General features: G+C 65.5%; 13 protein-coding genes and 1 tRNA gene. 11 read left to right on the top strand and 3 right to left on the bottom strand.

Going from position 1 to position 13,008, the window contains the following annotated elements; translation table 11 throughout:
• Positions 1-91: 91 nt before the first annotated feature.
• Positions 92-1,057: a complex I NDUFA9 subunit family protein gene (locus DCM80_RS13085; RefSeq protein ID WP_257197332.1), complete on the bottom strand. Its 966-nt coding sequence runs from the start codon at positions 1,055-1,057 to the stop codon at positions 92-94.
• Between the two features lie 150 nt (positions 1,058-1,207).
• On the opposite strand from DCM80_RS13085, the gene DCM80_RS13080 reads away from it, so the two are divergent.
• A tRNA-Leu gene (locus DCM80_RS13080) sits at positions 1,208-1,294 on the top strand.
• Between the two features lie 298 nt (positions 1,295-1,592).
• On the opposite strand, the gene DCM80_RS13075 is transcribed toward DCM80_RS13080, so the two are convergent.
• Both DCM80_RS13075 and DCM80_RS13070 read right to left on the bottom strand, forming a co-directional pair.
• Entirely contained in the window at positions 1,593-2,066 is a 474-nt protein-coding gene (locus tag DCM80_RS13075) for a lysozyme inhibitor LprI family protein (RefSeq protein WP_257179055.1), read from the bottom strand.
• A 172-nt stretch (positions 2,067-2,238) separates the two neighbouring features.
• Positions 2,239-3,510 carry an MFS transporter gene (locus tag DCM80_RS13070; protein ID WP_257197331.1) on the bottom strand — a complete coding sequence of 424 codons (1,272 nt, stop codon included), beginning with the start codon at positions 3,508-3,510 and terminating at the stop codon, positions 2,239-2,241.
• A 411-nt stretch (positions 3,511-3,921) separates the two neighbouring features.
• On the opposite strand from DCM80_RS13070, the gene DCM80_RS13065 reads away from it, so the two are divergent.
• The 10 genes from DCM80_RS13065 (at position 3,922) to ptsN (ending at position 12,946) form a co-directional block, all read left to right on the top strand.
• On the top strand, positions 3,922-4,671 hold the full coding sequence (locus DCM80_RS13065; RefSeq protein WP_257197330.1) for a hypothetical protein: 750 nt from the start codon (positions 3,922-3,924) through the stop codon (positions 4,669-4,671).
• The gene (locus DCM80_RS13060; RefSeq protein WP_257197329.1) at positions 4,668-5,483 is read left to right on the top strand and encodes a hypothetical protein; all 816 of its coding nucleotides are present in this window, start codon (positions 4,668-4,670) and stop codon (positions 5,481-5,483) included. Before DCM80_RS13065 ends, DCM80_RS13060 begins: the two co-directional genes overlap by 4 nt.
• Positions 5,484-5,518: 35 nt before the next feature.
• A complete protein-coding gene (locus tag DCM80_RS13055) occupies positions 5,519-6,067 on the top strand; it encodes a hypothetical protein (protein ID WP_257197328.1) in 549 nt (182 codons plus the stop codon).
• A 150-nt stretch (positions 6,068-6,217) separates the two neighbouring features.
• On the top strand, positions 6,218-6,832 hold the full coding sequence (locus tag DCM80_RS13050; protein ID WP_257179048.1) for a ribonuclease D: 615 nt from the start codon (positions 6,218-6,220) through the stop codon (positions 6,830-6,832).
• 197 nt (positions 6,833-7,029) lie between these two features.
• A complete protein-coding gene (gene lptC, locus DCM80_RS13045) occupies positions 7,030-7,758 on the top strand; it encodes an LPS export ABC transporter periplasmic protein LptC (RefSeq protein ID WP_257197326.1) in 729 nt (242 codons plus the stop codon).
• Positions 7,755-8,483 (top strand): LptA/OstA family protein, encoded by a 729-nt coding sequence (locus DCM80_RS13040; protein WP_373569404.1) that lies wholly within the window; start codon positions 7,755-7,757, stop codon positions 8,481-8,483. The genes lptC and DCM80_RS13040 overlap by 4 nt, the downstream gene beginning before the upstream one ends.
• Positions 8,484-8,703: 220 nt before the next feature.
• Positions 8,704-9,720 carry an LPS export ABC transporter ATP-binding protein gene (lptB, locus tag DCM80_RS13035; RefSeq protein WP_257197324.1) on the top strand — a complete coding sequence of 339 codons (1,017 nt, stop codon included), beginning with the start codon at positions 8,704-8,706 and terminating at the stop codon, positions 9,718-9,720.
• Between the two features lie 90 nt (positions 9,721-9,810).
• Positions 9,811-11,454 carry an RNA polymerase factor sigma-54 gene (gene rpoN, locus DCM80_RS13030; RefSeq protein WP_257197323.1) on the top strand — a complete coding sequence of 548 codons (1,644 nt, stop codon included), beginning with the start codon at positions 9,811-9,813 and terminating at the stop codon, positions 11,452-11,454.
• 195 nt (positions 11,455-11,649) lie between these two features.
• Entirely contained in the window at positions 11,650-12,267 is a 618-nt protein-coding gene (gene hpf, locus DCM80_RS13025; RefSeq protein WP_257179043.1) for a ribosome hibernation-promoting factor, HPF/YfiA family, read from the top strand.
• Positions 12,268-12,484: 217 nt separating this feature from the next.
• Entirely contained in the window at positions 12,485-12,946 is a 462-nt protein-coding gene (gene ptsN / locus DCM80_RS13020) for a PTS IIA-like nitrogen regulatory protein PtsN (protein WP_008141251.1), read from the top strand.
• Positions 12,947-13,008: the final 62 nt, after the last annotated feature.

Genomic DNA, 13,008 nt, shown 5'->3' with positions numbered 1-13,008 from the left:
TCGCCGCCGAGGGACTCCCCAAGAGGAGAAAGCCCTCACCCGCCGCTACGCGGCGACCTCTCCCGCAAGCGGGAGAGGTGAAAGAGAGAGCTTACGCGCTCTTGCGCTGGAATTGCCCGGCTGCGCGGAACCGCCAGAGGTATTGCGGGGCGATCGCTTCCAGCGAATCGGCGGCGATGCCGAGCCCTTCCAGCGTCAGGCCGGCGGCCTTTGCCGCCTCCGACACGACGTTGTCGCGCTCGAGCAGCGTGACCTGGTCCGGCGTCAACTTGAACGCGCCCGGCGCGAATTGCAGGAAGGCGGCCTTGAAGCGGGCGAGGCCGAACGGCAGCGGCACCAGCATCCGCTCGCGGTCGGTGATCTCGAGGATGGTCTCGATGATCTCGCGCATGGTCAGCACCTCGGGCCCGCCGAGCTCGTACGTCGCGCCCGCCTTGGCCTTGCCGTCGACGGCGTCCGCGATCGCGGTGGCGACGTCGCCGACATAGACCGGCTGCATCCTGGTCTCGCCGCCGATCAGCGGCAGCACCGGCGACATCCGGGCCAGCGCGGCGAAGCGGTTGGTGAACTGGTCCTCGGGGCCGAACATCACGGAGGGGCGGAAGATCGTCGCCGAGGGCACCGCGGCCAAGACCGCCGCCTCGCCGGCCGCCTTGGCCCTGGCATAGTGCGAGGGCGATTCGGCATCGGCTCCGATGGCGGAGACATGCACCAGGCCGGCGCCGGCCGCGGCCGCCGCCTTGGCGACCGTTTCGGCGCCCCTGGCCTGGACCGCCTCGAAGGTCTGCTCGCCGCCCTCGGCGAGGATGCCGACCAGATTGATCACGACGTGCGAATCGCGCAGCGCCGCCTCGACCGAGGCCGGATAGCGCAGATTCGCCTGCACGGTGTGGACCTGCCCGACCCGGCCGGAGGGCTGGAGGTATCCGGCCAGTTCCGGCCGCCGCACCGCGACCCGGACCCGGTAATCGCGCTTGCACAAGGCACGGACGACATTCCGGCCCAAAAATCCCGAACCGCCGAAAACCGTGACCAGCGTGTCCAGATTCGATGCCATGGGAGCCATTCCTGCGGAAAAGAGTGCGTCTTGTCAGGCTTGTATCGGGCCGGTTTGCGATGCGCAATCGGCATCCCGAACCGCCCTTCAAGCATGAATTGACAACGGCGTCACCGAACCGTAGTAACCGCCTCCGTGCCCCAACGGCATGCCCAGGTGGTGGAATTGGTAGACGCGCTGGCTTCAGGTGCCAGTGGCTTAACGGCCGTGAAGGTTCGAGTCCTTTCCTGGGCACCACATCCTGTTCAAGCGCTTGAAATCGCTCATTTGCATGGGATTTGAGCCGCTGACCGGTGCCAAAACCGGGACACAGCGCTGATGTGTACCGAATCGCCTCCGCCGCTCGGTCGGTCCGACTCAGATCGCAGGCGAACTGGGGGGCGGCTGGCTTGGTCGATCGCTCGGCAAGCGCTACGCGCCCACAGCCGTTGCCCGGATGCCCGGTCATCCCTGAACGACGTCCACCGCGCTCGCGGCCGAAGCCCTCGTTGCGATGGGGCAAAAGGCCGGCAAAGCTGATGACGACCAGCGGCTCTCAGTGCTCGTTCACCGCAGCGCCGAGCTTGATCAGGCTCAGCGCGTGGTTCGCGGTCTCGCGCAGGCGGCAGTAGCTCGCGCCGCCCTTGTACATGCCGGGATCGACTTTATCGAAGGCCGCGCAGAAGCGATCACGCGAGGCGGCGAAAGTTTTCTGAGATTCCTCGGCGGCCTTGATCACATCGGTGAACCCGCCGGCCTTGACCTTCTTCAGCGCCTCGCTGGTTTTCTGCGTCCAAACCGCGAGTTCGCGCGCCGCACAGGCTTTCCATTTGGCGACGTCGTCATTCGCGCCGTCTGCCGCCTTGATGCAGGGGTCGGCGACGAGCCCGACGCACGCGCCGCCAAAACCGCCGGTTTTCTCCGCGGTCTTCAGGCAGGCATCGATCACTGCAAGGTCGGCCGGCGCGGTGCCTTGGGCGGTGCCTTGGGCGAAAGCCATCGATGCGAGCGGGAGGCTTGCGGCGAGCATCGCGGCGGCAAGTTTGAGCTTCATTGGAGATCTCCGTTCGGCGCATCGAAGCTTTGGTCATCGAAGGCCGAGCATTGGTTCACCTGGGTATGGCATAGGATTCGATCTGCCTTGGATCGAGAGAGGTGGCGCTCGGGCCTGCGCTCGGGGCAGGTATCAGTGGACCGTCCCCTCACACCACCGTCTTCCCCACCCTTTCCGCCACCGCCTTCTGCACGAAGTACATCGCCACCAGCGCGATGAGCGTCGTGGCGACGACGACGTAGCCGATCCGGTCGAAATGCAGCAGCGCGCCGTCGGGCGCCTGCGCGATGATCGCGCCGGCGAGCACCGAGCCGAGACCGCCGGAGAGCTGCTGCAGCGAGGCGCTGATGGCGCTGAACGAGCCGCGTTGGTCGGGATCGGGGATCGCCGACATCAGCGCCTGCGACGGGATCATGCGCGAGAAGATGCCGACGAACATCAGCACGTTGACGAGGATCGCGGTCGCGAGCGTGACGTGGCCGAGATGGGTGTAGATCAGCACCATGATCACCGACACCGCGCTGCCGAACACGAAGGTCGGATACTTGCCGAACGCGTCGCTGGCGCGGCCGACCAGCGGCCCGGTGACGATGCTGAACAGGCCGGAGACGAGATAGATCGTGGGCAGATGCGTGATGTCGATGCCGAGATTGTTCACGGTGAAGGCGCTGGAGAACGGCATCAGCATGTATCCGCCGGTCGCCAGCAGCGTCGTGACCGCGAACGCCAGCGTATAGCGCGGCTGCGCGAGCGTCGCGATCAGATGGTGGAACGGGCTTCTGTCCTGCTTCAGCTTCAGATGCGCATCGACCGGCCTCATGGCGAAGGCGATGACGGCGATGGCCGCAATCGACACCACGACGATCGCGATGAAGCAGACATGCCAGCTCCAGCGATTGGCGAGAAACAGCCCGGCGGGAATGCCGAGCACCTGGCTCGCCGCAAACGCGGTCTGGATGATTCCCATCGCGCGGCCGCGGATATGAAGAGGGAACAGATCGGTGATGATGGCGAGCACGACCGCGCCGATCACGCCGCCGAACAATCCGGTCACGATCCGGCCGAGCAGCAGCACATGGAAGTTCGGCGCAGCCGCGCAGAGCGCGGTGCCGAGCGTGAAGCCGACATAGAAGAACAACAGCAGGCGCTTGCGATCGAAGCGATCGGCAAAGCCGGCGGCCAGCACGCCGGAGATGCCGGCACTGAACGCGTAGGCCGACACCGCGACGCCGAACTGGGCGGCCGTGATGTCGAGCGCGGGCATCAGGATGGCGCCGAGCGGCGACATGATGATGAAGTCGAGGATGATGGTGAACTGCGTGAACGCGAGCAGCGCGATGAGAAGCGCCTGATAGCGCGAGAAGCCGCGCGGGCGTTCCGATGGGGTGTCGATAGGCGCAGCGAGCCTCTGTTCGGTCATGGATCTCGATTTCGTCGGGGGCGGGGAGAGAAAGCGGAAGATGGGGTGGGCCTATGTGATTTTCACGGGGCGCACGGCCCTCATTCCTGCTGGAATCTGAAGCTCGCGCCGGGTTGTGGGATCCGTGCAACAGCCCGCGATCCGACCAGCCGTCCGGCTTCTTCGCCAAAGGCGTGCGCGGGACGAAAAGCCGGGGCGCTGGCCCGCACCCCATGAATATGGGGGGACGGAATGTCGCGCGGTCCCCCGCGCCTCCGGCGTCTTCCAAAGCCATGACCTGCGTGCTTTGAGTGGCGTGCCAACGTCAATCGCGTTGACGTGGTGGCGACCTAGGGTTGGACGTACCGGCGGTCTTCGTTCGTCGTGCGCCACTTGCCGGTCGCAAAGTTGGAGGACGGGGTGGGGACCGACATGATGATTTCATCGCGCGCGCGAATCACTGCTTGTCTCGCGACGGCGCTGCTTGCCGTGATCGCGGCCTGCGCCGGAGCGCCGCAAGCCCGGGCCCAGTTCATCTGCGTGGATGGTGCCTTATCCGATCAAGGCGCCAGTGCGGCCGGCTCTGGAGGCAATTTTGCCTGCGGGCCCTCCGCCTCCGCTCCGGGTGCGGGCAGCAACAACTCCGCGATCGGGAGCGGCGCTTACGCTGACGGAAATGCCAGCAGCAATGTTGCCGTCGGTTCCGCCAACGCCAGCGGCCACAGCAGCTCCAATCTTGCGACGGGAAACAATGCCAACGCCAGCGGCAACAACAGCTTCAACAACGCGATGGGAGCGGGAGCCATCGCCAGCGGTGAAGGCAGCAAAAACATGGCGTCCGGAAACAACGCGCAAGCCAGCGGTGACAACAGCAACAATATCGCGACCGGCGCCGGAGCCAATGCCAGCGGCAACAACAGCGGCAATCTCGCGTCCGGGCTCACCGCCCTGGCCAACGGCGACAACAGCAGGAACGTTGCGACCGGGCGCAGTTCCAATGCCTCCGGCAACAACAGCAGAAATGTTGCGACCGGGTTTGTCGCCAGGGCTTACGGCGACTCCAGCTTCAACACCGCGACCGGGACCAACGCCAACGCCTACGGCAACGGCAGCGGCAACATCGCGACAGGCCCAACTCCAACGCGACCGGCGACAACAGCTTCAATATCGCGACCGGCGTGAATGCCAACGCGAGCGGGTCCGGAAGCAATAATGTCGCCACCGGCAACGCCGCCAACGCATCTGGCGCCAACAGCTCCAACGCGGCGGCCGGCTATCTGGCGAATGCCAACGGCGCCAATTCGGCGAATATCGCGAACGGCACGCAATCCAATGCCAGCGGGACCGGCAGCTTCAACATCGCCGTCGGAAACGGCGCCAATGCGAGCGGAAACGGTGTGGCAAACACGGCCGTGGGCAACGGCGCCAACGCCACCGGCGCGAATTCGTCGGCCTTCGGCAATGGTGCATCGGCAACTTTCGGGAATTCCACCGCGATCGGCAACGGCGCAACCGCGACGCGCGCGAACCAGCAAGTTTACGGGACGGCGAGCAATACCTACACGATGTCAGGCGTCACCTCGGCCGCGAGCACGGCCGCGCAGTCCGGGCCTGTGCAGCTCGTCACCACCGATGCGGCCGGCAATCTCGCATCCACCTCGCTCAGCGCGCTCGGGTTTGCGAGCCCCGCGGATATCGCTGGCATCAACAGCCAGCTCGCAGGCATCAATGCTCGCCTCAACGACCTCGACGGCAGGACCGGCAAGGCGGTCAACGGTGTCGCGATGGCCTTTGCGATGTCCGGCTCGCCCTGGCTGATGCCGTCCGAGAAGATCGCGATGAGCATGAACTGGGGGACGCTTCAGAATACCAATGCGCTCTCCATGAGTGCGGCGCTGCGCGTCAGCGAGCACGTGCAGGCCAGCGGCGGTCTGACCTACGGCACGAATGGCGGCGGCTTGGGCGGCCGCGTCGGCATGCGCGTCGGCTGGTAAATGCAGCAGAGCCGTTGCATGCACAGGGCCGTTCCATGCGATTGATTGCGCGCGCCGCGATTGCCCTGGCGTTGCTGCTGTGCTGCGGCAGCGACTGGGCCATGGCCCAGCAGAAGACGCCTGAGCCGGCCCCGGCGCAGTCCTCGCTGCCTGTTACGCTGGAGAAGGCACTCTATCTGATCCGCTCGACGCTGCTCACGCTCAATGATGCTAACCGCACGGGCAATTACACGGTGCTGCGCGACCTCGCGGCGCCCGACTTCCAGGCGCGCAACACCGCCGCAGATCTCGCGCTGAATTTTCTCGACCTGCGGCGCCGCAATTTCGATCTCTATGCGGCGGCATTGCTGGCGCCTCAGTTCAGCGATGCGCCCGCGCTCGATCAGCGCGGAATGCTGCGCCTTGCAGGTTACATTCCGACCCGCCCGCAGCAGATCCAGTTCGATCTGACGTTTCAGGTCGTGGCCGGGCAGTGGCGCCTGTTCGCGATCGCGATCGCGACGCCGGAAGCTGCATCGGCACAGCCGCAAGCCCGGGCGACGCCCGACAGGCCGGCCGTGCCTGCGCAGAAGAAGACGCCCTGAAGGGTTGCGCGGGCGTCGATCTGCATCATGCCGGCAACGACCTGACCGAACCGCGTGCTTGCGCGGCCCGCCGGCAATGGCTACACCGCCGGCAATCCGAATTCGCTATTGTGCCGACGCAACCGATTCGACCCGAGGTTTTGAAACGCCATGACCGTACGCCTGCACCGCGGCGACCTGCCCGACCTCACGCGCTACACCAATGCGGTGGCGATCGACACCGAGACCATGGGGCTGAACCCGCACCGTGACCGGCTCTGCGTGGTGCAGCTCTCGCCCGGCGACGGCAGCGCCGACGTGGTGCAGATCCCCAAGGGCCACACCGACGCGCCGAACCTGAAGGCGCTGCTGGCCAATCCCGCCATCACCAAAATCTTCCACTTCGCGCGGTTCGACGTCGCGGTGCTGTACCAGACCTTCGGCGTCATGACCGGGCCGATTTATTGCACCAAGATTGCCTCGCGCCTGACCCGGACCTACACCGACCGCCACGGCCTGAAAGACCTCGTCCGCGAGGTGCTCAATGTCGACCTCTCCAAGCAGCAGCAATCCAGCGACTGGGGTTCCGACAGCCTGACCGAGCCGCAGCTCGCCTACGCCGCCTCCGACGTGCTGCACCTGCACGCTTTACGCGAGCGGCTGGATGCCATGCTGGTCCGGGAAGGCCGCGCGCAGCTCGCAAGGTCCTGTTTCGACTTCCTGCCGACCCGGGCCCTGCTCGACCTCCAGGGCTGGGCGGAAGAGGACATTTTCGCGCATTCCTGAGCCCTCGAACGCCGGGTAGACTCCGGTCTGCGCCCCGTTTCGGACACTTTCCTGCGGCCTGTCCAAGCCTGATACGTCAAGGCTTATGTGCCAAGGCTTAGTCCAAGGTTTACGTCCGCGGCTGCATCTTGCGGCGGTGACGGGTACAATGGGGGCGCGCTCGACCCGGCTTGGCGTGCGACACCTCAGGAGCTCAGGTGAATTCGGCCCACAATCCCACCTACGACGCCGCGCTCGCGGCAAAGTTTGCCAGCGCGGCGCGCCACAGCCGTCTGGTGCGGATTCTGCGGGTTGGGGTCCCCGCGACGGTGGTCGTGGCCATGGCCGTGATCATCTACATCGCGTTCTTCAACAAGTTCAGGATTCCGGAGCTGCCGCTCACGGTCGAGAACATGGTGGTGTCGGGCACCAAGATCACGATGGAATCGCCGCATCTGTCCGGCTTCACGCCGGATCGGCGGCCCTACGAGCTCTGGGCCAAGACCGCGACGCAGGACATCACCGACCCTGACCATGTCGATCTCAACGACCTGCGCGCGAAAGTGCTGATGGAGGATCAATCCACCCTGTTGCTCGATGCCCGCACCGGCCGCTTCGACAACAAGCAGCAGCAGCTCGACCTGCACAAGGATATCTTCCTGCGCACCTCCACCGGCTATGAGGCGCGGCTGAACTCGGCCTTCGTCGACATGAACAAGGGCACGGTCTCATCGGACGAGCGTGTCGACGTCAAGCTGACCAACGGCACGCTGAGCGCCGATCGCTTGCGAATTACGGAAGGCGGCGACGTCATCCGTTTCGAAGGCAACGTGGTGATGCATCTGGACAAGCTGGACGAGCCTGCCGCCGCACAGACTGCGCCGGTCGAGCCTGCGTCGTCGGCAAAGACACGTACGCCTCAGAACAAGTCTGCCAACTCAAGATGATTTTCATGACCAGGATCTTCTCGCGTAGCGGCCACAAGCGGTGCGCCATCATCGGCGCGGCTGCACTTGCAGCCGGCATCGCGCTGGTCGCGGGCAGCGCCGCCATCGCGCAGAGCACGATGCAGGGCGTGCCCAACGCGATGCAGGGCTTTTCGCAGAACCGCGACCAGCCGATCCAGATCGAGGCCGCCTCGCTGGAGATGCGCGACAAGAAGAAGGAGGCGACCTTCGCCGGCAACGTCAAGGTGGTCCAGGGCGACACCACCATGACCTCGAAGACGCTGGTGGTGTTCTACGAATCCGGCGGCGACAAGCCCGCCACGCCGCAGCCCGCACCTGCGAAAGGCGCGAAGTCCGCGCCGATGCAGTCGGCGCAGCCGGGTCCGGGCGGCAGTTCCTCGATCAAGCGGCTGGAGGCGCGCGGCAATGTCGTGGTCACCCAGAAGGACCAGGTGGTGACCGGCGATACTGCCGTGTTCGACACCAGGACCAATCTCATCACCATGCTCGGCGGCTCCGGTCAGGTGGTCCTGACGCAGTGCAAGAACGTGCTGCGCGGCGACCGCTTGATGGTCGACATGACGACAGGCGTGTCGCGGGTGGAATCCGACAATGGCCGGGTTCAGGCCCTGCTGCCGCAGGGCGGCGGCAGCGATTGCGGCCAGGGGAGCAAGCCCGGCGGGGCGCCACCTCTGCAATTGCCCGGTGCAAGTAAACCGAAATAATTCAACGGCTTGGTTCGGGGACGGCCGAACCGAGGTTGAAGCTTGGCCGGCGAGACTGTATCTAGCGCACAAGGTTTCGAGGCGGGGTCCACCGCTTTTCGGGCGTGTTTCACTGGGCATGAGACATCCCTTCACTCATGCTGCATCGGCGAATCGAAGGCCGTTGCGGCAGATCGCGCGAGTTCCGCGCAGGATCGTCGCGAAAGGCTGGAAGGCGGGGATGGTCGATCTCTTCAGCATGTTCCGTCGGCGCCCCGCCAAGCGCGGCCGGCCAGGATTTGCGCGGCAGGACATCACGGCACTCGGTGACAGCGTCGGCGGGCTCGTGGCCAGCCCGATCCGCGACGCGCCGCCGCTCGCCCGCGACCCGGCGCGAGCGCCCGATCAGTTCCAGGCTGACTATCAGGGCGGCTACGAAGCCGACTATCAACCCGAGCCGCGTCCGCAGCCGGTTCACCCCGTCAGGGCTGCCGGCAGGTCCAATGGCGCCGGCGCGCCGCAGCTGCTGAAGCGGCCGGGTTTCCTGGCGGTGCATAGCGTGGAAAAGGCCTTCGGCAGCCGCCAGGTGGTGCGCGGCGTCAGCATCTATGTGCGCCGCGGCGAAGCGGTCGGCCTGCTCGGCCCGAACGGCGCCGGCAAGACCACCGTGTTCTACATGATCACCGGCCTGATCAAGGCCGATCGCGGCGCGATCGAGCTCGACGGTCACGACGTCACCAAACTGCCGATGTATCAGCGCGCGCGGCTCGGCATCGGCTATCTGCCGCAGGAAGCCTCGATCTTTCGCGGCCTCACCGTCGAGCAGAACATTCGCGCCGTGCTCGAAGTGGTCGAGCCCTCGCGCAAGAAGCGCGAGCAGCAGCTGGATTCCCTGCTCGACGAATTCAACATTACGCGGCTGCGCAAATCGCCGTCGATCGCGCTGTCGGGCGGCGAGCGCCGCCGCGTCGAGATCGCGCGGGCGCTGGCGACGCGTCCGAATTACATGCTGCTCGACGAGCCCTTCGCCGGCATCGACCCGATCGCCGTCGGCGACATCCAGGACCTCGTCCGCCATCTCACCAATCGCGGCATCGGCGTGCTCATCACCGACCACAATGTGCGCGAGACGCTCGGCCTCACCGATCGCGCCTATATCGTCTATGCCGGGGAAATCTTGACCGAGGGAACTCCGGATGAGATCGTCGCCGATCCGGACGTGCGCCGCCTTTACCTTGGCGAGGAATTCCGCCTCTAGCCCGTTTTTGCGTTTCGTCAAGACATGTACATCGGGCCCGGACTAAGATAAGCAAAAATCGGACCAACTTTTGGGAACGGTTCTTGCTTCATGGCCCTCACGCAGAGATTAGAGTTTCGGCAATCGCAGTCGCTGGTGATGACGCCGCAGCTGATGCAGGCGATCAAGCTGCTGCAATTGTCCAATCTCGATCTCACCACCTTCGTGGAAGAGGAGCTGGAGCGGAACCCGCTGCTGGAACGGGCCAATGACGAGGCCCCCGCGGGCGAGACCCCCGGCGAGGCCAGCCAGTACGGCGCGGGCGAGGAGGCCGGCGGCCAGGGAGAAGGCCACGGCGACGGTCTTGCTGACGACGGCTTTGGCGGCAGCGCGGACGGCTTCGAGCCGGGCCAGGACGAATGGATGAGCAAGGATCTCGGCACCCGCGCCGAGATCGAGCAGACCCTGGATACGGGGCTGGACAACGTTTTCTCCGAGGAGCCCGCCGAGGCTGCGGCGCGCAACGCCCAGGACGCCGCGCCGACCACCTACACCGAATGGGGCGGCGGCGCCTCCGGCGACGAGGATTACAATCTCGAAGCCTTCGTGGCCGCGGAGATGACGCTCTCGGACCATCTCGCCGAGCAGCTCTCGGTGGCCTTCACCGCGCCGGCGCAGCGCATGATCGGCCAGTACCTGATCGACCTCGTCGACGAGGCCGGCTATCTGCCGCCCGATCTCGGCCAGGCCGCCGAGCGCCTTGGCGCATCGCAAGCCGACGTCGAGGGCGTCCTCGCCGTGCTGCAGAAGTTCGATCCGCCCGGCATCTGCGCGCGGAGCTTAAGCGAATGCCTCGCGATCCAGCTCCGCGAGCTCGACCGCTACGACCCCGCGATGCAGGCTCTCGTCGAGCATCTCGATCTGCTCGCCAAGCGCGACATCGTGGCCTTGCGCAAGATCTGCGGCGTCGACGACGAGGACATCGCCGACATGATCGGCGAGATCCGCCGCCTCAATCCCAAGCCCGGCATGAAGTTCGGCTCGGCGCGCATGCAGACCATGGTGCCCGACGTCTATGTCCGTCCGGGTCCCGACGGCGGCTGGCATGTCGAGCTCAACAGCGACACCTTGCCGCGCGTGCTGGTCAACCAGACCTATTATTCCGAGCTGTCGAAGAAGATCGGCAAGGACGGCGACAAGTCCTATTTCACCGACGCGCTGCAGAACGCGACCTGGCTGGTGCGCGCGCTCGACCAGCGCGCCCGCACCATCCTGAAAGTTGCAACCGAGATCGTGCGCCAGCAGGACGGCTTCTTCACCCACGGCGTGGCGCATCTGCGGCCGCTCAATCTGAAGGCCGTCGCCGACGCCATCCAGATGCATGAATCCACAGTGTCGCGCGTCACCGCCAACAAGTACATGGCGACCAATCGCGGCACCTTCGAGCTGAAATATTTCTTCACGGCCTCGATCGCCTCGGCCGACGGCGGCGAGGCGCATTCCGCCGAAGCCGTGCGCCATCACATCAAGCAGCTGATCGATGCGGAGGAGCCCAGCGCGATCCTGTCCGACGACACCATCGTGGAACGCTTGCGCGCCTCGGGCATTGATATTGCCCGCCGCACGGTCGCGAAGTACCGCGAAGCCATGCGCATCCCTTCCTCGGTGCAACGCCGCCGCGACAAGCAGAGCGCCCTTGGTAACGTTCTCTCCACCGCCTTGTCCGATCGCTCGCGCAACCCCGAACCGGCCTGATTGCGCTGGCGCGAAATCGCGCTACTCTCGGCTCCCCTTTGCAACCGATCCAGGCACGCGCATGATCCGGGAAAGTGCACGGCGGTCTCCTCTCCCGACCAACGCGGAAAGTGTTCGTGGGGAGATCATGCGCAGGGAACGACTTCGGCTGCGGTGACGTCGTCGCAGCCGAGGAGCAAACCAAGCGAGGCATCCATGACCCTTCGGATTTCGGGCAAGAGCATCAGCGTCGGGGAGGCCCTGCGCGGCCGCGTTGCCGATCGTACCGACGAGGTGCTGCGCAAATATTTCGACGGCAATTATTCCGGCCACATCACGCTCAGCAAGGACGGCTTCGGCTTCCGCACCGATTGCGCCCTGCACCTCGATTCGGGCATCACGCTGGAAGCCGATTCGAACGCGCCGGATGCCTATGCCAGCGCCGACCAGGCGCTGCTGATGATCGAGAAGCGGCTGCGGCGCTACAAGAACCGGCTCAAGGACCGCTCCGCCCGCAAGGCCCATGTCGCCTCCGAGGCCATGGCTGCGCTCGACGCGACGGCTTACGTGCTCGAGGCGCCCGGCGAGGACGAAGAGGAAGTCACCGGCTACAGCCCCGTGATCATTGCGGAGCAAACCACGTCGTTGAAGCAGCTCTCGGTCAGCGAGGCCGTCATGGAACTCGACCTCAGCGGCGCACCTTGCCTGGTATTCCAGCATGGCTCCTCGGGCCGGGTGAACATCATTTACCGCCGGGCGGACGGCAATGTCGGCTGGATTGATCCACCGGGGGCCAAGGTGGACGGCAAGGTCGACGGCAAGCCGGGCGGTTAGGCCAGGGCGGACGTCCGTACGATTCCGGACCTTAACAATGACCGCGGCAAAGCCGCACGCGGGAGTTGGCACCGGGATTGCGTTGGAGTAGAAGCCCCCCACATCTGGATCGGGCTAAGTCCGCCTCCTGCTTCATGTTATTGACGCCGGCCCGGCTTGGTCTATCAAGCGGGGCCAAATCGGAACCTGACGGTTTAATTCACCTCGGAAAGCCTCCATGCCGATTACCGATCTGGTCGCACCCGAGGCGATTCTCCCGGCATTGAAGGTCAACAGCAAGAAGCAGGCCTTGCAGGAGCTCGCGGCCAAGGCCGCCGAGCTGACCGGGCAGAACGAGCGCTCGGTGTTCGAGGTGCTGCTGCAGCGTGAGAAGCTCGGCACCACCGCGGTCGGTTATGGCGTCGCCATCCCCCACGGCAAGCTGCCCAAGCTCGAAAAGATCTTTGGCCTGTTCGCGCGGCTCGACCGCCCGATCGATTTCGAGGCCATGGACGGCCAGCCGGTCGATCTGGTCTTCCTGCTGCTCGCCCCCGAAGGCGCCGGCGCCGATCACCTCAAGGCGCTCGCGCGCATCGCCCGCCTGCTCCGCGACCAGGACATCGCCAAGAAGCTCCGCGCCTCGCGCGATGCCCAGGCGATCTATTCGGTGCTGGCCCTGCCGCCGGCGACCGCGGCGTAATCGTCATTTGCTGATTGCGAGGGAGCGGGTAGCATAGCTCGACGTCCGCGGATCACGGGCGC

The sequence above is a fragment of the Bradyrhizobium sp. WBOS08 genome, from assembly GCF_024585125.1.
Lineage (GTDB): Bacteria > Pseudomonadota > Alphaproteobacteria > Rhizobiales > Xanthobacteraceae > Bradyrhizobium > Bradyrhizobium japonicum_B.
Note: the sequence above shows the minus strand (reverse complement) of the source record. Positions and strands in the feature narration are given on the sequence as shown.

Excerpts from the sequence above, each read along its gene's own strand:
- hpf (WP_257179043.1), top strand. The coding sequence starts at position 11,650 with ATGACCCTTCGGATTTCGGGCAAGAGCATCAGCGTCGGGGAGGCCCTG.
- DCM80_RS13075 (WP_257179055.1), bottom strand. The coding sequence starts at position 2,066 with ATGCTCGCCGCAAGCCTCCCGCTCGCATCGATGGCTTTCGCCCAAGGC.
- DCM80_RS13050 (WP_257179048.1), top strand. The coding sequence starts at position 6,218 with ATGACCGTACGCCTGCACCGCGGCGACCTGCCCGACCTCACGCGCTAC.
- DCM80_RS13070 (WP_257197331.1), bottom strand. The coding sequence starts at position 3,510 with ATGACCGAACAGAGGCTCGCTGCGCCTATCGACACCCCATCGGAACGC.
- DCM80_RS13065 (WP_257197330.1), top strand. The coding sequence starts at position 3,922 with ATGATGATTTCATCGCGCGCGCGAATCACTGCTTGTCTCGCGACGGCG.
- lptB (WP_257197324.1), top strand. The coding sequence starts at position 8,704 with ATGGTCGATCTCTTCAGCATGTTCCGTCGGCGCCCCGCCAAGCGCGGC.
- DCM80_RS13040 (WP_373569404.1), top strand. The coding sequence starts at position 7,755 with ATGATTTTCATGACCAGGATCTTCTCGCGTAGCGGCCACAAGCGGTGC.
- ptsN (WP_008141251.1), top strand. The coding sequence starts at position 12,485 with ATGCCGATTACCGATCTGGTCGCACCCGAGGCGATTCTCCCGGCATTG.
- rpoN (WP_257197323.1), top strand. The coding sequence starts at position 9,811 with ATGGCCCTCACGCAGAGATTAGAGTTTCGGCAATCGCAGTCGCTGGTG.
- DCM80_RS13055 (WP_257197328.1), top strand. The coding sequence starts at position 5,519 with ATGCGATTGATTGCGCGCGCCGCGATTGCCCTGGCGTTGCTGCTGTGC.
- DCM80_RS13085 (WP_257197332.1), bottom strand. The coding sequence starts at position 1,057 with ATGGCATCGAATCTGGACACGCTGGTCACGGTTTTCGGCGGTTCGGGA.